19 protein-coding genes and 8 tRNA genes are annotated in these 20,209 nt (G+C 52.3%); all 27 read right to left on the bottom strand.

Features of this window, described 5'->3' with window-relative positions:
* Positions 1-7: 7 nt before the first annotated feature.
* Entirely contained in the window at positions 8-1,366 is a 1,359-nt protein-coding gene (locus KNP95_RS12310; protein ID WP_214837424.1) for a methyl-accepting chemotaxis protein, read from the bottom strand.
* Positions 1,367-1,612: 246 nt separating this feature from the next.
* The gene (locus KNP95_RS12305) at positions 1,613-4,273 is read right to left on the bottom strand and encodes an MMPL family transporter (protein WP_214837422.1); all 2,661 of its coding nucleotides are present in this window, start codon (positions 4,271-4,273) and stop codon (positions 1,613-1,615) included.
* A gap of 3 nt (positions 4,274-4,276) precedes the next feature.
* The gene (locus KNP95_RS12300; RefSeq protein WP_214837420.1) at positions 4,277-4,720 is read right to left on the bottom strand and encodes a MarR family winged helix-turn-helix transcriptional regulator; all 444 of its coding nucleotides are present in this window, start codon (positions 4,718-4,720) and stop codon (positions 4,277-4,279) included.
* A gap of 85 nt (positions 4,721-4,805) precedes the next feature.
* Positions 4,806-5,309, bottom strand: a complete 504-nt coding sequence (locus KNP95_RS12295) for a GNAT family N-acetyltransferase (RefSeq protein ID WP_214837418.1) — start codon at positions 5,307-5,309, stop codon at positions 4,806-4,808.
* Positions 5,297-5,770, bottom strand: coding sequence for a YfbM family protein (locus tag KNP95_RS12290; RefSeq protein ID WP_214715837.1), 474 nt, complete (start codon positions 5,768-5,770; stop codon positions 5,297-5,299). The genes KNP95_RS12295 and KNP95_RS12290 overlap by 13 nt, the downstream gene beginning before the upstream one ends.
* A 72-nt stretch (positions 5,771-5,842) precedes the next feature.
* Positions 5,843-6,775 (bottom strand): NAD(P)/FAD-dependent oxidoreductase, encoded by a 933-nt coding sequence (locus tag KNP95_RS12285; protein ID WP_251138553.1) that lies wholly within the window; start codon positions 6,773-6,775, stop codon positions 5,843-5,845.
* 67 nt (positions 6,776-6,842) lie between these two features.
* Positions 6,843-7,529 (bottom strand): DUF975 family protein, encoded by a 687-nt coding sequence (locus KNP95_RS12280; RefSeq protein ID WP_214803294.1) that lies wholly within the window; start codon positions 7,527-7,529, stop codon positions 6,843-6,845.
* Positions 7,530-7,625: 96 nt separating this feature from the next.
* Entirely contained in the window at positions 7,626-7,832 is a 207-nt protein-coding gene (locus KNP95_RS12275; protein WP_029594441.1) for a helix-turn-helix domain-containing protein, read from the bottom strand.
* A 10-nt stretch (positions 7,833-7,842) separates the two neighbouring features.
* Positions 7,843-8,322: a DUF2975 domain-containing protein gene (locus KNP95_RS12270; protein ID WP_029594440.1), complete on the bottom strand. Its 480-nt coding sequence runs from the start codon at positions 8,320-8,322 to the stop codon at positions 7,843-7,845.
* Between the two features lie 113 nt (positions 8,323-8,435).
* Positions 8,436-8,996 (bottom strand): YdhK family protein, encoded by a 561-nt coding sequence (locus tag KNP95_RS12265; RefSeq protein ID WP_214837412.1) that lies wholly within the window; start codon positions 8,994-8,996, stop codon positions 8,436-8,438.
* Between the two features lie 131 nt (positions 8,997-9,127).
* Positions 9,128-9,688, bottom strand: coding sequence for a hypothetical protein (locus KNP95_RS12260; RefSeq protein ID WP_214837409.1), 561 nt, complete (start codon positions 9,686-9,688; stop codon positions 9,128-9,130).
* A 153-nt stretch (positions 9,689-9,841) separates the two neighbouring features.
* Positions 9,842-11,023 carry an MFS transporter gene (locus KNP95_RS12255; RefSeq protein ID WP_214837406.1) on the bottom strand — a complete coding sequence of 394 codons (1,182 nt, stop codon included), beginning with the start codon at positions 11,021-11,023 and terminating at the stop codon, positions 9,842-9,844.
* A 217-nt stretch (positions 11,024-11,240) separates the two neighbouring features.
* Positions 11,241-13,037 (bottom strand): glutamine--fructose-6-phosphate transaminase (isomerizing), encoded by a 1,797-nt coding sequence (gene glmS / locus KNP95_RS12250; protein ID WP_214803303.1) that lies wholly within the window; start codon positions 13,035-13,037, stop codon positions 11,241-11,243.
* Between the two features lie 359 nt (positions 13,038-13,396).
* On the bottom strand, positions 13,397-14,755 hold the full coding sequence (glmM, locus tag KNP95_RS12245) for a phosphoglucosamine mutase (RefSeq protein ID WP_021065183.1): 1,359 nt from the start codon (positions 14,753-14,755) through the stop codon (positions 13,397-13,399).
* Between the two features lie 35 nt (positions 14,756-14,790).
* Positions 14,791-16,071, bottom strand: a complete 1,281-nt coding sequence (locus KNP95_RS12240) for a CdaR family protein (RefSeq protein WP_058765073.1) — start codon at positions 16,069-16,071, stop codon at positions 14,791-14,793.
* Complete coding sequence (gene cdaA, locus KNP95_RS12235; RefSeq protein ID WP_021065185.1) at positions 16,072-16,932, bottom strand: diadenylate cyclase CdaA; 861 nt, start codon at positions 16,930-16,932, stop codon at positions 16,072-16,074.
* A 135-nt stretch (positions 16,933-17,067) separates the two neighbouring features.
* A complete protein-coding gene (locus KNP95_RS12230) occupies positions 17,068-17,703 on the bottom strand; it encodes a polymer-forming cytoskeletal protein (RefSeq protein ID WP_029594435.1) in 636 nt (211 codons plus the stop codon).
* Positions 17,700-18,275 carry an RNA polymerase sigma factor SigW gene (gene sigW / locus KNP95_RS12225; RefSeq protein ID WP_021065187.1) on the bottom strand — a complete coding sequence of 192 codons (576 nt, stop codon included), beginning with the start codon at positions 18,273-18,275 and terminating at the stop codon, positions 17,700-17,702. Before sigW ends, KNP95_RS12230 begins: the two co-directional genes overlap by 4 nt.
* A gap of 141 nt (positions 18,276-18,416) precedes the next feature.
* Positions 18,417-19,319: an arginase gene (rocF, locus tag KNP95_RS12220; RefSeq protein ID WP_214837403.1), complete on the bottom strand. Its 903-nt coding sequence runs from the start codon at positions 19,317-19,319 to the stop codon at positions 18,417-18,419.
* A gap of 199 nt (positions 19,320-19,518) precedes the next feature.
* Positions 19,519-19,594 (bottom strand) — tRNA-Ala (locus KNP95_RS12215).
* Positions 19,595-19,609: 15 nt separating this feature from the next.
* A tRNA-Gly gene (locus tag KNP95_RS12210) sits at positions 19,610-19,684 on the bottom strand.
* 7 nt (positions 19,685-19,691) lie between these two features.
* A tRNA-Lys gene (locus KNP95_RS12205) sits at positions 19,692-19,764 on the bottom strand.
* 5 nt (positions 19,765-19,769) lie between these two features.
* Positions 19,770-19,853, bottom strand: a tRNA-Tyr gene (locus KNP95_RS12200).
* 6 nt (positions 19,854-19,859) lie between these two features.
* Positions 19,860-19,932: transfer RNA gene (locus KNP95_RS12195), tRNA-Thr, on the bottom strand.
* Positions 19,933-19,961: 29 nt separating this feature from the next.
* Positions 19,962-20,037 (bottom strand) — tRNA-Val (locus tag KNP95_RS12190).
* Between the two features lie 3 nt (positions 20,038-20,040).
* Positions 20,041-20,115: transfer RNA gene (locus tag KNP95_RS12185), tRNA-Glu, on the bottom strand.
* Between the two features lie 5 nt (positions 20,116-20,120).
* Positions 20,121-20,195 (bottom strand) — tRNA-Asn (locus KNP95_RS12180).
* Positions 20,196-20,209: the final 14 nt, after the last annotated feature.

Below are 20,209 nucleotides of genomic sequence, written 5' to 3'. Positions count from 1 at the left end.
CCATCGTTTAGACGAGTTCGTTCGCAATCTCGTTCAGTTCTTCAATTTGATCTTTCAACGAAGCTAACGCTTCTTGCTGTGACATCGTCAGCACATGAACGTCTTGACTGTTCACTTCGAGCGCTGTCATTAGTGCCGACATTTGGGAAGTCACTTGGTGAACTTTGTTCAGTTCTGATGCGACGACTTGGAGCTGTGTCGACGTCTCATCCACGGTGCTTGCGACCGTTCCTGTCGTTTGGATCATGGAGAGAATCGATGTCCCGCTCTTACGGACTTGTTCTTCCTGCGTCGATAAACGTTCTGTACTACCGTCGATTGCACGTTCCGTCACTTGCACCTCCTGCATGACGAGTTGGATAATATCATTGATTTGAGATGAGGCTTGGGCCGTTTGAGCCGATAGATTCCGAATTTCGGACGCGACGACGGCAAATCCTTTTCCGTGTTCCCCCGCTCGCGCTGCTTCAATTGAAGCGTTGAGCGACAGCAGGTTTGTCTGAGACGAAATCTGCTGGATCGTACCCGTGATGGTCCGCACTTCTTGGAAACGCTCCGCCAATCCTTTAAACGCATGATTGACTTCACTGATACTTAAGTTCAGTTCAGCGAGCGACCGTTCTGTCGAGTCCATATTTTCATGCGATACATGAGCGTCCTGCAAGACCCCACTCACTTGAAACGTCGTCTCCTGGAGCTGTTGTTGCATCCGCTCAAACGCCTGTACAGTTGAACGAATTTGCGAAGCGACGTTTTGAATCAGACCTGCTTGTTCCGACGTCCGTTTCGTCATCAAACCGATTTGTTCTGTCACTTGCTCCGAAGCATTTGTGACAGAGTCGACTGAATCATTCATCGTGAAGACGGCCCCATGAAGTGTGGTCGCACTCGCTGTCGTCTTCGCCATCGTTAGCTCGATTTCGCTAGCGTGTTGTTCTGACTTTTCTTGTTGCGTGAACGTCTCATGTAACAACTTCGCACCAAAGAATGACACAAAGTATGCGCCAGACAAAGCCATTGTGAGCACAGTGAACCAAATGACGAGATCGAGCGGCGTTTCAAATGAAAAACGCCCAATCAATACAGCTCCGACCGATACGATAAGCGCGAGAATGCTGCCGTACAGCACAAGATGCCGATTCAAGTACATCAACATCAATACGATATACAGAAAGACGATATTTTGAATCGCAGTACCTGGCAGCGTCAAGATAATTGCTGAAGCTGCAATGTACATCAACGTGACGAGCCCATACTTCAACCAAGTATGTTCCACATAGAAGCGATGGCCCAGCCATGATGCGGCTTGAATGACACCGCCTATCAGAATAAAATTGACTGCGCCTTGCCCCGCGAGCTCCCCCATCCAATACAAAACACCCATGATCGGATAAGAGAGGAAAAATAAAATAATCACCATGCGCGATACAAACAACGAACTCATTTTTTCAAAATGATTCACCATAATTATTGCCTACTTTCAATAGAATAAAGATCTATATTATATTTCGGCGTATTTTTATTAATCTCAAGTCCGTCTTTCTCCATTTCGCTGACATTGACTCAACAAATAAAAACAGCACAACAATTGTTGTGCTGTCCATCGCAAAATTTAGTCTCTATCTTTACTTTTTTGTTTGAACGGCCACCATACCCCGTCCCCGAACGATACCGTGATTGCTGGGATGAGCAGTGGCAACACAATCAATCCGTATAACAACAGTCCGGTGATGACGATCGTCGCAATCTGGACGAGACTGAGTACGCCAGACGGGATCATCGCCCCGAACGTACCGGCAAGAATGACGGCCGCTGTCATGATGACCGTCCCCATCTTCGTCATCGAATGGACGAGCGCGTCGCGCACCGTCATCCCGTTGATCGACTCCTCGCGGAACCGGTCGAGCAGGAAAATCGAATAGTCGATGCCAAGCGCGATCAACATGACGAATCCGAAGAAAGGAACGGCCCAACTGATGCCGTCATAGCCGAGTCCTTCGACGAAGATGAGCTCCGTGATGGCTGCTGACGTGTAATACGTCAATAAGAGCGAGCCGATCATATAGAGCGGCATGATCATCGACCGGAACAACACCGTCAAAACGATGAACAGCGTCACGAGCATGATGGCGACGGTCCGATTGAAGTCGTTCGTCGACGTCTCATTCAAGTCGCTGTTAATGCTCGAGATACCGGCATACCCAATCGTTGCCTCCGCGAACGGCGTATCGGTGACGACCCGGTCCATCGTCGCTTTCACGGTCTCGACCGTGTCAATCGCTTCCGGCGAATATGGGTCCATCTCGAGGATGACTTCGAGCTGTGTCGCCGTCCCGTCGTCAAACACGTAGCGCTCGACAGCTGGAGCGAACTCCTCTGACGTGAGCGTCCCTTCCGGTAGATAGACGCCCGTATCGCGCAGGCTGTCCGAGCTACTCAGGTCTGATAGGAATGCTGCCGCTTCATTGATGCCTGTCTCGATTTGAACGAGCCCTGCGTTCGCTTCACCGACACCAGCAGCGAGTTGTCCGAGACCCGTTCCGAGTTCCCCGGCTTGGGCGCCTTGTGCCGTCAATGCCGTAGCTGCCTCGTTAATGCCTGCCTCGATTTGACCGAGACCGGCCGACACTTGCCCGAGCTGCGTTACGGTCGCAGGAATATTTTGCGTCGCCGTGAGTCCTTGGCCAATCAGACCGAGCTGAGCGTTCAATTGACCGAGTCCCGCTGCCGCTTCCGCGAGCGGGGCACCGGCGTTCGTTGAACCGCCCGGCAATTGATTGACGACGGCGTCAAGACCAGCTTCCACTTGCGTGAGTCCATCCTGGACGTCACCGAGGCCAGTCTCGGCTTCCGTCAATCCTGCACTCACTTGTTCGAGCTGGGTGTCCACGTAAAAGTCATCGATGACGTCACCGGTCGGACGCGTCACCGAACGGACGCCGCTCACCCCATCGATTTTTTCAAGTTCACTCGAGAACTTCTCGATATACGGAATCTCCGCTTCGGAGAGGTCGCCGTCTTGTTTCAAAATGACTTGGACTGGCAGCGACTCCCCTTGCCCGAATCCTTCTGAAATCAAGTTGAGGCCGCGCACGGAATCATAATCGTCACCGATCTCATCGACCGTATTGAATGACCGGGCATCGTCATACGTGAACAACACCGGTACGGTAATCAACGCGACGACGAGAATCGAGACGAACGGCCGATTGACCGAGATGCGGCTGAATCCGGCCCAGAGGCGGCTGTCGTGATGTTCGCCCGCCTTTTTCGAGGGCCAGAACAAACGATGCTTGAGCGTCGCCATAAAGAACGGCACGACCGTGAACAAGATTAACAGTAAGACAGCAATCCCGACCGCGACGGCGACGGCTGATTTGAAGATTGGGAAATCGGCGAAACCGATAGCCGCAAAGCCAACGAACACGGCGAGACCGCTGATGAGGACTGTCCGCCCTGCCGTTTTGTACGTGTTGACGATGGCATCTTCAATCGCGTGACCCGCGCCGAGCTCTTCTTTATACCGGCTGAGCAGCAAAATACAATAGTCGGTTCCAATCCCGAACAAGATGGCCACGAGGAAAATCTGCGTATAGTTCGAGACCGGGAAACCAAACCAATCAACAAAGAATGCGACGAACGATTGGCTCAATAAATACGTGAATCCGACCGCAATGAGCGGGATGAACGGTGTCACGATTGAGCGGAACACGAGTAGGAGCAGTCCGAAAATGAGGACGACCGTGATGATTTCCGTCTTCTTCAAGCCTTCCTGCGCACTCAAGTTCACATCGTTGTTGATGATTTCTTCACCTGTGATGTAGACCGTCTCGTCTTCCGGGAGAATGTTCGCCCGCACGTCGTCTGCGAAGGCGTTGATGTCTTCCATCGACCCTTCGACCGTGATTGGGACGAGCACGATGCGGCCGTCCTCCGAGACGAGCTGTGCTTCCGTCTCTTCACTTTCAAACGGGTCGAGTACGTCTTTGACGACCGTGTCGTTTTGTTCCATCTCGTCGATGACCCGGGAAATATCGGCCCGTTCGGCATCACCGAGCGTTTCGAACTCATAGACGAGTGAAATTGTCTTGTCGCTCTTCCCGGCGGCGTTCAAGATGTCCTGCGCCCGCTGCGAGTCCATATCCTCTGATAATTGGAAGCTGCCGGCTTGTTCGGCCTGCTTCGTCAAGTTCGGGGCCGCCACAAACAAGGCGGCTGTCAAGACGATGAGACCGATTAAGATGCCCCAGCGCCATTGGATGATTTTATGCACGTGTTATTCCTCCCCAATTCGAAGCAGCTGTTTAATTTTCCGGAACGTCCGGACGAACTGTTCGATTTCTGTCTCTTCGATATTTCCGTCGAGCAACGATTCGACATAACGGTAGACGGCCGCATCCGCTTCTTCGACGATGCGATGTCCGGCTTCCGTCAACTCAATCAACCGCTCGCGCTGGTCATGCCCGCGTCGACTGACGACGAGCTCTTTGTCGACGAGCTTTTTTAACCGGTTGGAGACGGCGCTCTTATGAACTCCTTGTTTTTGGGCCAATTGCCCGGCTTGAATCGGACCGAACTGTTCGAGCAGCTTGAGTAGCTGCAGTTGTTCCCGCGAATAATCATGCCAGACGTCACCGTCCATCACCTCGATGACATGCTCCGCACCTTGGAACATGACCTCTTCGAACAACTGGACGGCTTCCCGCATCAATTCTTTCATTTTGGTTTACCCCCTAAACTAGATAAAGATAGTTTATGCCCTAAACTATCAACCGTCAACTAAAACGCCCGATGAAGTCGTTCCTTCACCGGGCGAGTGGATACACATATGTATAAAACGTCAGCGTTCTTCCTGCCCATTCCAGCTGTCGTGCCTCGCCGTCACGGATAAAGCCGGCACGCACTAATACGCGCTGGGACGCCACGTTGTCGCTTGTCGTCTCGGCTCTCAATCGTTTGAATCCAGGCAACTCGAACGTCAGCAATTGGCGCAGGGCCGCCGTGGCATACCCGCGGCCCCCATGCTCCGCCCCGACCCGGTAACCGACCTCACCAGTGTCGGCATCGGTGTGATGGACGTTCAGACGCCCGACGATTGTATCGTCGTACCACATCAAGTAATAGCATCCGTCCCCGTCCGCCTGCTCGCTCAATAGTTGCTGCAATGCCTGATGGAATGATTCCGGCTCATAGTAGGCGTCGCCTCGGCTCGGGACCGAGCGTTCGAAGTGTGTGCGATTCGTGCACTCGAACGCATACAGCAACGCCTCATCTTGAAGGCGCAACGCCTTTACGTTTACCCGATCCATGTGACGAGCGCCTCCCGCTGTCTTGACGCCTGGGCGAAGACACGTTTCAACTCATCGAACTGGTCCAATAAATACTGTTTTTCCTCGAGTCCCCACTCACGTTCAAACGGATACAGTTCCTGCTCATTCATCGTCGTGACATCGTAACGCGCTTCTAGCGCCCCCAGCTCGATGTATTGAAGCCGGGTCGACAAGTCCTCCACTTCCCCCGGCGTCAAATAAGCGATGCCCGTCTCCCCGTCGATAACGTCGCCGCCGAAGACTGCCTTGCCGAGCGAATGACGGTCAATCTCGTCCAAATCGGTCTCCCCGGTCAATAAAAAGTACAGGCCGTGCCACGCCTTATCGATATCGGTCTGCCGTTCCTCGTCTTCCAACAGTTCTTCGAAGCGGTCCGGCTCTTGAAGCAGTTCGGTCAACTCTTCGCTCGATACCCGCATGTATGCGCCAACCATCCCCATGTCTGATTCCCCTCTCCAACTCGTATGTCTGACTATTCGGCACGGTCATGAAAAAAACCTTCCGAAGAAGGTTTAGCGCATCGCTTCCGCGACACGGATTCCTGAGACGTATGCACTCTCAAATCGCGTTCGACCTGAGGCGTCGTCCGGTTCGAGGAAGACGTCACCGGCCAAGAAAATCGGCTCGTCACGCAATCGATGGTAAGGCCCGTTCCAGACGTCGGTCGCCTGCGCGTAGCGCCACCGTTTCAACTGTCTCGATTGAATCACGGCTGAACCTGTCACCGTTTGCAACAGACGTTCAATCTCACGAAGCGTGTCTTCGTTCGCTCGTTCATACCACTCCTCGCTCCACGACTCGTCCATGTAGACGCTGACGAGTTCGGTCGCCGAGATGCCTTTTTGGCGGTTGTTGATGACTTTTAGCAGACCTGGCGCCAAGTCCGTATCGAGGATCCCGTCCGGACCGATGGCAATCTCGCTTCTGAACTCGAACAAGCCGACAAACGTCGGGGCGTACGTCAATTCACGCAACGCCGCATCGACTGAAAAGTCTGTGAGCAAGTCGAGTGTCTGTGGGAGCGGCGACGTGATGAGGAGACGATCATACTGTCGCGTCGTCACATCCGTCTGGACGCTGACCTGACCATTTCGTGTCGTGACCGTCTCGGCCCGTTCGTTCAAATGGACGGTCAATCCGTCAGACAACCGTTTGGCCAAGGCGTTCATCCCGTCGACGGCGACGTAGCGCGGATACGGGTCGGCGTACCACACGTTGACCCACCCTTTCGTCTGCCAGTCGGCGACATCTTGTTTGAGTTCTTCCCCTCGTACGGTGAAATAGACAGCCCCGTGATCGGCTTTGCCGTCTCCGATCCGTCTCGTCGCCAAGCGTCCCCCGACGCTCCGACTTTTTTCAATCAATTCAACTGTATGACCGTGACGGGCGAGGTCGCGTGCTGCGACAATCCCGCTCAGTCCGGCACCAATAATACCAATGTTCATGTCCATTCCCCCTTCTGTCAGGAAGATTGTATCATGACCGAGGACCCGTCGCCGGAACCGATGCGCTTCACGCCGATCGATTCCATTGCTCATCATACTCACGGCGCGTGTCTTCATACATGACGGCGAAACGGCTGACGATGAACGGGCGGATTAGTGCAATCGCAACGAGGTAAATCAACGATCCGAGAATGACGGATTCGATGCTGATAAAGAACGTTAATCCGACCAAGAATAGCGGGATGAATGGCAAAATCAACTTGAATGCTTCCCACTTTCGTCCGCGCATCAACGTCCGTGATTTCGTGATCGCCTCTGTGATGGACAAATCGGGCTCGTCGCGCAAGATAAAGAAGGTGAAGGCGTACGAGAAGTACTTCACGATGCCCGGTACAAGTAGTAACAATGACCATAGCACTTGGAACAACATGACGAGCAATCCGGCAAGCAAATGTTTACCGTAGCGATGTCGGAACGGCGTAAAGACATCGCGTAACGACGACGACTTCCCGCGGACCGTTTCTAACATCAACCAGTTGTAACCGATGATGACCGGGAGCAGTCCCGCGTACAAGATGAGACCCGCTAGACTGATCAGAGTGAGTGCCAATGAATCATATTCGAACCCGAAATAATACGGATCCATCATCAATCCAATCTCTAATACAATCGAGCACACAAATGACCAGATAATCAATGTACCCGTCTTCCCTTTTACTGCGGCGCGCGCCCGTTCATTCCATGTCTGAATCATCTTGTTTCCCCTTTTCGTTCTTCTTTCCTGTCTTATACGCAACGTGATGGAAAATGTTTCAAACTCCACAAAAAAACAGGGCAATCGCCCTGTCCATCAATCTTCCCGATATTCTAAAATGTCGCCCGGCTGACAGTCGAGCGCCTGACAGATTGCTTCGAGCGTCGAGAAACGAATCGCTTTCGCTTTGCCGGTCTTTAAAATCGACAAGTTCGCCATCGTGATGCCCACTTTTTCAGACAGCTCGGTCACACTCATCTTTCGTTTCGCCAACATTACGTCAAGATTTACGATAATCGCCATATGTCTCACCTCAGACCGTCAAATCATTTTCTTGCTTCATGTCGATGGCACGCTTCAATAGTTTCTGTAACAGTTCCGCGAATACGGCGACGACGAACGCGGCAAACACAAAGACGAGCCCGATGAGAAGGAACCCAGGCGCATCATCTCGCTCGGCGAACCAGTAGAAGAACGGGAGCGTTCCGATATAGACGGCCGTGATTGCCAACGCACAATACTTGATTGTGCGGAGTGATTGGACAGCCCGATACGAGAACCCTTCGTCGCGGTCGATCAACCGGAGCAGCATGAACGCTTGGAACAACGCAATGAAGAACGGGATGGCCGATACATACATACCAATCACAATCGGACGAATCGAGTCCTCAATCCAACTCCCACTCTCGACCGCCTCGCGCCAAATGTACGGAAGCAAAAACAAGCAGGCCGCCACAATCGGGACAGCCAGAACGAATACGGCCAACCGTAAAAAAACCGTCTCTCGTTTCATGATTCAGACACCTCACCTCGTTTGATACCTTCATCATAATCTTATTTTTATCGTTTATCAATAAATAATCGTCGTTAATAAATAAAAACCTCAGGATATCCTGAGGTTGATCTTTATTTTACGGCTTCGAGTTCATCCTCTGTGACCCATTTGTGGTTCGTGACGTCTTCCCCGTCGTTTGTCGTGAAGTCGACCATATACACCGTCGTCTGTTCGGCCGAATCAATCGTCGCCTCGGCGCCGTCCATCCCGTCCATATGGTCCGTGGCCAGTGTGGCTTCGGTTCCTTCTTCTAACGGTGCCTCGCCTGGATTGTCGAGTTCTTCGTGAATGACCCACTTGTGATCTTCGACCGGATTGCCCCCATCCGTCGGGGTATAAGAGACCGAATAGACGGTCGTGTCATATGCACCGACAATTGTCGCCTCGGTGCCATCCATGCCCGGCATATGGTCGGCCGTCATCATCGCGGTCGACCCGACCGGGAACGTCGGATCTGTCGCTTCACTTAATCCGCTCGGCACCTCTCCTGATCCCGAATGGTCCATCATCGAATGGTCCGAATGTTCTTCTGTCGAGTCGCTCGTCTGCTCCTCCTCGGCATCCCCACAAGCTGCCAAAGTCGTCGCGAGCAACATCGCGCTCAAACCGGTCATCCATTTTTTCTGTCTCATCGAATCTCTCCCTTACGTCTTTATCTTTATACGTTACCCTGCTATCGAGGTGGTGAGACGTTTTTGAGACCGATGCGATGATTTGTTATCGCTTTGATACATTAAAAGACCGCCTCGCGGCGATCTTCTAATTAATGCGCGTGCTTCACATCCTCGAACAAGCCGAGCGCGAACCCGGCCACCGCTCCGATTGTCGTCACGATGAGCACGTAATTCAAATCAACCCCTTGCCAGAACTGGCCTTGCATCACGTTCGTGACTTCAATCAAGACGGTCAACACGAGTGCCGTGACGAAGCTGGCCAATAGGAAGAAGCCGAGTGCTTTCTTCCCGTACACGATGACGCCGAGCATCGTACCGAAGACCGTCGTCACCATAATCAGGAATGCCGTGTTTCCGTACGTGTCACCGAGCGTCGGGAAGATGGCTGCGAACGTTTCACCGACCGCAAACCCGAGCAAGATGGAGGCGACCATGCCAATCGTGCTCAAGCCGACATTTCGAATCAAGTGTTCTCGGTGACCGAGCAATAAGAACAACAGGATGCTGCCGACGACACCGGTGAGGAACGTGACGAGCACACCGGCTTCAATGAAGAGACTGAAGAGGAAACTGCTGAGTAGGAACGACACTAAACCGATCAACAACCCGATTGCCCAATGCGTCCGGTGACTTCCATGGACAATGTTCATGATGCTCATCCCCTTTTATGCGTCCTACTATCCTATTGACCACTTTTTCAACTATGAAACGAGTTCTCTCTTTCTAGTTGGCGGTTTCCAATCGAATTCTCCACATCGTCACAAAAAGACCGTCCCCGAACGAATCACGGGACGGTCTGTGCCTCAATGGTGCTTGATTTTTCTCAAGAAAACCAACATCGGGAGGAGCAAGAGCGCCGCTGCCCCAAGCCCTCCTTGAATCGACGTGTAAAGGGCGAGCAATCCAATCAGCGGACCCCCGGCGACTTGACCGAACGCGTCGACCTGACCGAACATCGACAAAATCGTCGCCCGGCCTATCGATGGGAGCCGCTCGTTCGTCATGACGCTCATGAGCGGATAGTGCACGTTACGCAGTGCCGCAATCGTCCAATACAGCAACACGGCCAACCAAAACTGTCCGACCGAGGCGAAAGCAAGCATCGCGATGATGAGCAGCACGTTGAACCAAAACAAGGTCGTCGCATAGCGTCCTTTGACGTATAGCTCGACACCTTTCAACACCAACATGTTGAGTAGAAACGCGACGGCATAGAACAAGCCGAACCAATACACGGCCGCCTGTTCCGACAACTGGAACGTCTCAATCAAATGCACGCCCCATAACCGGTCGAATCCTTCACTAGCGAGACCCCAGACGAGCGTGATGGCAGCCAAGCCGACGAGAATCGAATTGCCACGGATATGGGTGTATCCGTCTCGAACCGTCCGTTTCGCTTGCACGAGATTCGATGTATCGGCTCGCGTGATCGGTTCGAACCGCGTCTCTGGCAAGACGCGCCATGCGATGATCGCGAGCGCCACCAACATCCCCCCGGCAAGCACGATTGTCATTTGGACAGACGTGACTCCAGCGAGGAGGACGGCGAACCCAATTCCGACGAAGCGGCCGAGTGAGCTATACTGTGCACCTCGCAAAAACACTTGTTCTAAGCCATCATTCCCCATCTCATTGGCAATCCATGCCTGTTCGGCCCCGCTGATGAACGTCCAGCCGATACCCCATAACGCTGACGCGACCGCGATGGCCCAAAATTCAGGGATGCCCCCTTCTAGCAAATGGGCCAGTCCAATCAAACCGATACCGATGACCATCGACCGCTTCCGCCCATATAAATCGGCGACGAGACCGGTCGGTAGCTCAAATAGTAAAATCGATACTTCAAATATCGTTCCGATCAAGACGAGTTGTAACGCATTCAACTCGGCGGTCGTCACATAATAGATGGCGTTCAACGTGAACACCATCTGTATGATGAGCGAACGCGAACTCGATACTGCATAATACAGCTGTTGAATCTTCAATTGTATATTCCTCCGATAGGATTGTTCCAATACAGTGAATCATCGGAGGAGGTGGCCAACTTATGAACGCACGTCCTCCGGCAGGATGAATGTGTCAAATAGTTGGATTTGCATGGCGTTCTCTCCTTAGTCGTTATACCTTCAGTATACAAGCCGGTTCGCATGACGTAAATCACAACAAAAAAAGCCAAGATCCCGAAAGATCTTGGCCTATCATTTATTCGACTGTGACTGATTTCGCCAAGTTACGTGGCTTGTCGACGTCGCAGTCACGCGCAAGTGCCGCGTAATAAGAAATGAGTTGAAGCGGTAATACCGTCACGAGCGGCGTGAGCAGTGGCTCGACACGCGGCAAGACGAATGAATCACTCTCGTGTTCCATGCCTTCCATCGAAATCGTGCAAGCAACGGCGCCACGAGCGACAACTTCCTTGATGTTTCCGCGGATGTTGAGGTGCGTGTTCGGTTGCGAGACGAGTGTGATGACCGGTGTGCCATCTTCAATCAAGGCGATCGGTCCGTGCTTGAGCTCACCACCTGGGTAGCCTTCTGCTTGGATATACGAGATCTCTTTGAGCTTGAGGGCACCTTCGAGACCGACGTATGAATCCATACCGCGACCGAGGAAGAACGCGTTGCGTGACTCTTTCAAGAACTTGTCTGCCAATTGCTCAAAGATTTCTTTTTGAGCCATGACCGAGTCCATGATCGTCGCGATACGCGCGAGCTCTGTCATGAGGTCAAACGGAAGCTTCTTGCCGTTCGCACGAGCGATGTCGTAGGCGAGGATGGCGAGCACGGCGATTTGGGCCGTGTACGCTTTCGTCGATGCGACCGCAATTTCCGGGCCGGCGTGGAGGAGCATCGTCTCGTTCGCTTCACGTGAGAGCGTCGAACCGGCAACGTTCGTGAGTGTAAGCGCCTTGTAGCCGCGCTTCTTCACTTCGACGAGGACGGCACGGCTGTCCGCTGTCTCACCTGATTGTGAGATAAAGAGGAACAACGGCTTCTCTGTGAGGAGTGGCATGTTGTAACCGAACTCAGAAGCGACGTGCACTTCTGTCGGCACACCTGCGACGCGCTCAATCAATTGCTTGCCGACAAGACCAGCGTGGTAACTCGTACCGCAAGCGACGATATAGATGCGGTCCGCTTCCGATACGAGCGAGCGCACGCCTTCCGTCAGCTCGATGTCACCGTTCTCGTTCTGGTAGTGTTGGATGATGTTGCGGATGACGGCCGGTTGCTCGTCCATCTCCTTCAACATGTAGTGCGCGTACGTGCCCTTCTCGATGTCTGACGCATCGATCTCGGCCGTGTACGGGGCACGTTCGAGGACTTCGCCGTCGAGCGTCTTGATCGTCGCCGATTCGCGCGTCAAGATGACGATCTCGCCGTCGTGGAGCTCGAGGTACTGGTCTGTCACTTGGAGCATCGCCATCGCGTCAGACGCCACGACGTTGAACGTTCCGTCGCCGAGTCCGACGAGGAGTGGTGACTTGTTCTTACCGATGTAGAGGCGCTCTTTGTCCTCTGAGTCGATCATCGCGATTGCGTACGAACCGTGGAGCTCAGCCAACGTCTTGCGGAACGCCGCCTCGACGTCGCCAAGTTCGACGAAGTTCTTCTCCATCAACTGGACGATGACTTCCGTGTCCGTCTCCGAGAGGAACGGGACGTCGAGCGTCGCCTTGATCTGCTCGTCGTTCTCGATGACACCGTTGTGGACGAGCGTGAAGCGGCCCGTCGTGCTCTGGTGCGGGTGGGCGTTCGGGACGCTCGGCACACCGTGTGTCGCCCAACGTGTGTGACCGATTCCGATCGTGCCATCTACTTCTGCTGGGACGACTTCGCGTAGCGCAGCGATTCGGCCGACTTCTTTATGCACGTTCACGTTATCATGCATCAAAGCAAGACCTGCCGAGTCATAACCACGGTACTCAAGTTTTTCAAGACCTTTGAGAAGGATTTCCTTCGCTCCGGTGTTCCCAATCATTCCTACAATTCCACACATACAAAAATCTCCCTTTATTTTCGATTTCTCGAAAAAGGAAACGGGCTTTTTCTAAGAGCTGTCAACGCGCTCCCCTTTGGCCGTCCGGTCGCCCGGGCGTTTTGAGGGTTTGCTTGTAGTCGTGACAGGCGACTAGGAGGCATCCGCCGAAAACTCGATAACCTCCAACCTCGTCAACTCCGTAGAGTTCTGGCGCTTGTTTCGTACTGGGTGTCCTTCCGTTTCTAAGGGCACGCTCTTAATAGTACAAATCACACCTCCATTCGTCAAGAAAATCACATAATTTCACAGTGACAAAACGGAAACAAAAAGGGAACCCGCAGACGGATTCCCTTGTTTTATTCCCTATTTCGACAAAATTATCCTTCTACACCGTAATCTTCGCGGACAACTTGTGCAATTCGTTCGACATAACGGTCACACTCTTCTGATGTCGGTGCTTCCGCCATGACGCGCACGAGCGGTTCCGTACCAGAAGCGCGGACGAGGATGCGGCCGTTGCCGTTCATTTCTGCTTCCGCTTCTTGAATCGTCGCGAGAACGCGGTCGCCGTTCATCGCCTCGTTTTTGTCCGTGACACGGATGTTGACGAGTTTTTGTGGGTAGACCGGCATCTCAGCCGCGAGTTCTGATAGCTTGCGGCCTGTCGTCTTCACGATTTGGGCGAGTTGAACGCCAGAGAGCATGCCGTCTCCCGTCGTCGAGTGGTCGAGGAAGATGAGGTGACCCGACTGCTCGCCACCGAGTGTGTAGTTGTGTTTCTTCATCTCTTCGACGACATAACGGTCACCGACCGCCGTCTGAAGCGCCGTCATACCAGCATCTTCAACCGCTTTATGGAAGCCGAGGTTACTCATGACCGTCGCGACAATCGTGTTGTCTTTGAGACGGCCTTTCTCGCTCAAGTACTTCCCGCAGATGTACATGATTTTATCGCCGTCGACGATATCACCGTTCTCATCGATTGCAATCAAGCGGTCGCCGTCGCCGTCAAAGGCGAGACCCATGTCCGCTCCTTTTTCACGAACGAACTGTGCCAAATGCTCAGGGTGTGTCGAGCCGACACCTTCGTTGATGTTCAAGCCGTTCGGCGAGTTGCCAATCGTCGAGACGTTCGCTTCGAGGTCAGCAAACAGACGTGCTGCCAATCCGCTCGTCGCACCATGGGCGCAGTCAAGGGCAATATGGAGACCGTCGAAATCTTCGTCAACCGTCTGTTTCAACATTTGAAGGTACTTCTGTGCACCCTCGTAGTAGTCTGAGACAAAGCCGAGGTCTTTTCCGACCGGGCGTGGCAACGTGTCTTCCGCCGCATCCAAAATCGCTTCGATTTCCGCTTCTGTCGCGTCGTCGAGCTTGAAGCCGTCGCTACCGAAGAACTTGATGCCGTTATCGGCTACCGGGTTGTGCGATGCCGAGATCATGACACCAGCCGTCGCATCGAGCGACTTCGTCAAATAAGCGACACCTGGCGTCGAGATGACGCCGAGACGCATCACTTCGGCTCCGATTGATAGGAGACCCGCGATGAGCGCACCTTCAAGCATATGACCTGAAATGCGTGTGTCACGGCCAATCAATACTTTTGGCTGTTCGCCGGCTGGCAAGTGTTTCGATAACACGTAGCCGCCCGCACGACCTAAACGATATGCTAACTCTGCTGTCAATTCTGAGTTCGCGACACCGCGGACTCCATCAGTTCCAAAATATTTACCCATAAATTCAATTCCTCACTTTTGTATGATTGAACGCCTCATTGAATCGAGGACGTTTCGGTTTGTTCATCGACGCTCGTTAACTCGATGTCGATTGTCTTCGGTGAGACGACGGTCACACCTTTTGGTACTTCATAGTCGACGTCGACCCCGTGTAACCCGCTCGGGAGGCCCGTCAAATCCAAGGTCACACTCACACTGTTCGACGTAATGCTCTCTAAGAGGGACCGCTTCCCGGACAAGGTGACCCCGATGACTTCAGGGGCTTGGAGCGTAAAGTTCGTTCGGTCATATCCTCGTACGGTCACAGGTACTGTCAATCGGACTCGTTCCGTCAATTCACCCGTGTCGTCTCGCGATTCATCCGCCGCTCGAACGAGCAATTGGACTTCCACTTGCTTCGTCTCAAGCGATGAGGCACCCTCCGGCACGGCGAGCGTTGCGGTCACTTTTCCGGTCTTGTCGATGCCATCTAAATCGATCGGCTCCGTCTCGACGGTGTCGATTGCATCGAGCACGTCTGGTGGCGCAAAGACACGGACTTCCGTCTCTTCTAGCAACGTGTCGACGAGTCTGAAATCATCTGCCACGTCACCGGTCGTCACCGCCTCAATCGGGAAGACGGCACTTTGTTCGTAGACCGGGACCGACACACTGATGATGTTCGGTTCGACGGTAACATTGAGCGGATTGCCATTGGCATCTAAAATCGTTGGCGTCAATTCACGCGTGAACGTTTGACTTTGATTGGCGACATCGACGTTCAACGTGATTTCTTGAACGTTTTGAATCCGACTGGCACCGCCTGACACTTTCACTGTCGTCGGTTCGATGTCGGCGTCACCGACCACTTTCCCTTCTGGCAATTGGTCTTTATTCAATAGGTTGACCGATACCGGGACTTCGACCGTCTGTTTGCGGTCAATATAGATTTCGACCGTATCCCGCTCGAGTTCGACGTTGACGTCTCCGCCAAAGCCGCGTGCCTCGACCGGAACGCGATGGAAGCCTGTCCCAAGGTTCGTTAAATCGACGAAGACTTGATAATCTTTCACCAACTTGGTCATCGTCAAACTGCTGGACGGACCTTGCAGTTCGACGCTCATTTCTTCTGGGACGTTATATGCCACGTACTGCACCTCATCGAAGAACACTTCGACGGGAACGTCGAGCGTCATCGAACTTTGTCCGACAATCGGGAGGGCGTTTGTGGAGTTGGTCGACGAACTCGTCTCGGCGACCATGAAATAAAGTAGGATGGCTAAAGCAAGTGCGATGACGCGGAGAAACCATTTATGTTGTAACCACTGATCAATCACTTACTTGTCCCCCCCTTTTTTATTGAAGAACGAGAGTGTCGTCTCTTTTTCTTCAATAACGAGTTCTTGGATCAATTTATTGCGAAGTCCCTCCTCATCCAACTCTCGATACAGACGTCCCGCAATCGCGAGCGACACGGCGCCTGTTTCTTCAGAGACGGTGAGCGTCACGCTATCCGTCACTTCACTGACCCCGATGGCGGCCCGGTGTCGGGTACCTAGCGCTTTATCGATATGTGGACTTTCCGACAATGGTAAATAACAGGCTGCTGCCGCAATTTTCCCATCTTGGATAATCATTGCCCCATCATGGAGCGGGGTGTTCGGAATGAACAGGTTGATAATCAGTTGTGACGTGATGTGTGAATCCATGCGGATCCCGGTCTCGACATACTCATTCAATCCCGTATCGCGTTCAATCGCAATCAGCGCACCGATGCGACGTTTTGACATATATTGTGCCGAGCTGACAATCGCTTCAATCATTTGACGCTGTTTATCCTCGTCACTCGTGCTCGTGCGACCGAACAAGTTACTCGTTCGCCCTAGATGCTCGAGCCCACGTCGGAGTTCCGGTTGGAAGATGATGATAATCCCAAGTAATCCGTAGGTGATGACCTGGTTCAATAAGAACTGTAACGTCTTCAACCCAAAGAATCCGCTGAGGAACCAGCTGACAAGGATGATGGAAATCCCTTTAATCAATTGGACCGCTTTTGTCCCACGTACAATCATCATCAATTTATAGATGACATACGTGACGACGACAATATCTAAAACGTCATTCAAATAATCGTACCAATGTACGTTTTCTGAAAGACTAAAGAATGATAAGAATGAAACCTGTTCAAGTAGCGGCAAATGCTCCCCTCCTCAACTACCTAGCCAATTCGTGCAAATTACATTATATCACATTTCTGAAACCACGCATCGCCAGACGATAAAACGAAACCAGATTGAAACGAACAAAAAAGACGCCGTCTCCGGCGCCCTCTTTTAGAAGATTTGTTTGAACGAATACCACATCCACTCAAACATCCGATCGATTTGTTCGAGTTCTCCCGTGACTTCTCCAGCGCTAGCCAGATAAGCCCGACCATTTACGGCCGTCGCGTTCCCGTTGACCGTCCCTTCAATCCGGAGGTCACCGCCTTGCACCGTGATGTCCCGCTCGACGGTTACACCTTGTGGGACGACCACCTCGTTCGATGTCACAACGATGCCCGGCACTTTCGTGTATGTCATCGTCTCCGTCGATTCATTCCATAAGCCAAGTGTCGCGCTCGACATCAAACTAAAGAAGAGAGCGGCCGCCATCAGTCCTGGATGCTTACGGAACCACGTCATCCATTTAGATTGTGGTTTCTGTTTTGTCCGGACTTTTTCTTCAAATCGAGTCACTGGTGCGACCTCGACCCGTGCTTTCGCTTCCGGTAAGGACGCCATGACACGGGCTGTAAAATCATCGGATAGTTTGGGCCGTGGTAAGGCCTTCAGTTCGGCATCTATTCGTTCGTAGTGGAGGTACGCTTCATATAAATCGTCGTCCTCCAACAATTGACGTAGTTCGTCAGATTCTTCGGGCAGGATGCCATCTTCCAAATATTGTTGTACTTTTTCTTCAGGAGTCAATTGAACCCCTCCCTGTTTTGAAAGATTGTTTTTAACATTTCTCTTCCCCGGAAGATCCTTGTTTTAACCGTAGCAACCGGCATATCGATCATGACGCTAATTTCCTTAAGCGATAAGTCATCCACGTATTTCAACAGCAATGGAATCCGATACTTGTCGGGCAGCTGTTTAATCGCTTCATGCATCTCGCCTCGAATTTCGCGATGAACGACTTGGGCGTCGGGTTGGGGTGCTTCATCAGCCAAGTGGTCCTGGTAGGTCAAGCCATCGGTGCCCGCAATCTCGGCATCCATTGAATATTCCGGCTTTCGCTTTCTCAGACGGTCGATTGCCACGTTTGTCGCAATCCGGTAAATCCACGTCTTGAACTTGTACTGGGGATCATACGTATCGATTCGGGTATACGCCCGAATAAACGTCTCCTGGGCAGCATCTTCCGCTTCGCCTCGATCATATAATATCTTATAAGCGACAGCAAAGACACCATCCTTGTACAGTTCTACCAGCTCAGCAAACGAATCATGATTCCCCGACCTTAATTCGTCGACTAAACGGGTGGTCAGCCGTTCCATCAGTCCACTTCCCCTCTCCGCAACCTATGCGGTCATCCTTCTATACGGATTTGTCTCTATGTAGGTTTCATTAAAATCGCATGACAATAAAAAAAGTTTCCAAGTCCATTGTAGCAAACAGACTTGGAAACTGTAAGGTCGTCAGACAGTTTCACTTTCCAATAACAGGTTTTCTTTGGATTTCAAAATCGTCTTACATAACTCGAACGCCAACTGGGCCGTTGTGTCATCATGATCGAGCGATGGATTTAATTCTACGAGTTCGACCGCAATCAAATCGTCAGCCTTCATTACTTCGGCCAAGATGGCTTTGCCTTCTTCGGCGGTCAGTCCTTGATCGACTGGCGTGCCGGTACCTGGAACAAGTTTCGCATCCAAGCTATCCATATCGAAGCTAAGATAGAACCGGTCCACACGTGCGCGCAAATAAGCGAGTGCCTCGTCCATCATGACGTCGACGCCCCGTGTCCGAATCTCTTCGACCGTGATTACTTTAATACCGAGTCGATTGATTTCTCGAATTTCACCTTCGTCGATATCCCGAAGCGCCATATACACCAAATGTTCGGGCGCGAGTTTCGGTTCACGTCCACCGACCTCGGTCAGGCGGATATCTCCCATCCCCATCGCCGCAGCAAGTGGCATCCCATGAATATTGCCCGATGGTGAGGTCTCACCCGTGTTCAGGTCAGCGTGCGCATCGACCCAGATGACACCGTATGGCCCCGTTTTGGCAAGACCCGCCAGCGTTCCGATTGCCATGCTGTGATCGCCCCCAACGATCAACGGGAATCGCTTCGCTTGAATGTCTGCATCGACGACCTCCGCGAGTTTTTGGACCGTGTATAAGACTCCATCTACCCGCTTCAAATGCTCTTCACTGTTAATCATTTCAGATTCAGGTAAGACACGGATCGTCTGTTGCTTCGTTTCTGCTGGCAATAGTGTTTCCAATCCGAGTGTCCGTAATTTTGATGGACCTTGTTCTACGCCATGTTTCCCCTGTCCATAACGTAGCGGCACTTCAATATATGACCAATTCATCCCCATTCCCCCTTGAACGTTTATAGCTTCATTGTAAACGCTACCAAACGCGTGGTTCAACTTCACACAATGATGAATAAACATACAAAAAGGCAGCCTGAATGGTGGCAGGCTGCCTTTCTCTGTACTCTCAAGTGAATGGTTCATGGATTTAGGCAAAAAAAAACTTAAGTCATAAGTAACTTAAGAAAAAAACAAATGGTGGAGCCTAGCGGGATCGAACCGCTGACCTCCTGCGTGCAAGGCAGGCGCTCTCCCAGCTGAGCTAAGGCCCCGTCAAGGGAATAATATGGAGCGGAAGACGGGATTCGAACCCGCGACCCCGACCTTGGCAAGGTCGTATTCTACCACTGAACTACTTCCGCATAAAAATGAGCCATGCAGGGCTCGAACCTGCGACCCTCTGATTAAAAGTCAGATGCTCTACCAACTGAGCTAATGGCTCAAACCTGGTGGGGGGGGGCGGATTCGAACCGCCGAACCCGAGGGAGCGGATTTACAGTCCGCCGCGTTTAGCCACTTCGCTACCCCCCCAAGGAGTGCCGGCGAAAGGATTCGAACCCTCGACCCTCTGATTACAAGTCAGATGCTCTACCAACTGAGCTACACCGGCATATATGGTTTGATTGTTTATTAAAAAGATGGTGGAGGATGACGGGATCGAACCGCCGACCCCCTGCTTGTAAGGCAGGTGCTCTCCCAGCTGAGCTAATCCTCCAAATGGTGACCCGTACGGGATTCGAACCCGTGTTACCGCCGTGAAAGGGCGGTGTCTTAACCGCTTGACCAACGGGCCTTAATTGGCTCCGCAAGTAGGATTTGAACCTACGACCTACCGGTTAACAGCCGGTTGCTCTACCACTGAGCTATTGCGGAACGATCTTGCCTGG

Origin of the sequence: Exiguobacterium sp. s36, assembly GCF_018618345.1 — a bacterium.
Lineage (GTDB): Bacteria > Bacillota > Bacilli > Exiguobacteriales > Exiguobacteriaceae > Exiguobacterium > Exiguobacterium chiriqhucha.
Note: the sequence above shows the minus strand (reverse complement) of the source record. Positions and strands in the feature narration are given on the sequence as shown.

Coding starts and splice junctions, on each gene's coding strand:
- KNP95_RS12310 (WP_214837424.1), bottom strand. CDS start 1,366: ATGGGGGAGCTCGCGGGGCAAGGCGCAGTCAATTTTATTCTGATAGGC.
- KNP95_RS12300 (WP_214837420.1), bottom strand. CDS start 4,720: ATGAAAGAATTGATGCGGGAAGCCGTCCAGTTGTTCGAAGAGGTCATG.
- KNP95_RS12295 (WP_214837418.1), bottom strand. CDS start 5,309: ATGGATCGGGTAAACGTAAAGGCGTTGCGCCTTCAAGATGAGGCGTTG.
- KNP95_RS12290 (WP_214715837.1), bottom strand. CDS start 5,770: ATGGGGATGGTTGGCGCATACATGCGGGTATCGAGCGAAGAGTTGACC.
- KNP95_RS12285 (WP_251138553.1), bottom strand. CDS start 6,775: ATGAACATTGGTATTATTGGTGCCGGACTGAGCGGGATTGTCGCAGCA.
- KNP95_RS12280 (WP_214803294.1), bottom strand. CDS start 7,529: ATGATTCAGACATGGAATGAACGGGCGCGCGCCGCAGTAAAAGGGAAG.
- KNP95_RS12275 (WP_029594441.1), bottom strand. CDS start 7,832: ATGGCGATTATCGTAAATCTTGACGTAATGTTGGCGAAACGAAAGATG.
- KNP95_RS12270 (WP_029594440.1), bottom strand. CDS start 8,322: ATGAAACGAGAGACGGTTTTTTTACGGTTGGCCGTATTCGTTCTGGCT.
- KNP95_RS12265 (WP_214837412.1), bottom strand. CDS start 8,996: ATGAGACAGAAAAAATGGATGACCGGTTTGAGCGCGATGTTGCTCGCG.
- KNP95_RS12260 (WP_214837409.1), bottom strand. CDS start 9,688: ATGAACATTGTCCATGGAAGTCACCGGACGCATTGGGCAATCGGGTTG.
- glmS (WP_214803303.1), bottom strand. CDS start 13,037: ATGTGTGGAATTGTAGGAATGATTGGGAACACCGGAGCGAAGGAAATC.
- glmM (WP_021065183.1), bottom strand. CDS start 14,755: ATGGGTAAATATTTTGGAACTGATGGAGTCCGCGGTGTCGCGAACTCA.
- sigW (WP_021065187.1), bottom strand. CDS start 18,275: ATGGAACGGCTGACCACCCGTTTAGTCGACGAATTAAGGTCGGGGAAT.
- rocF (WP_214837403.1), bottom strand. CDS start 19,319: ATGAATTGGTCATATATTGAAGTGCCGCTACGTTATGGACAGGGGAAA.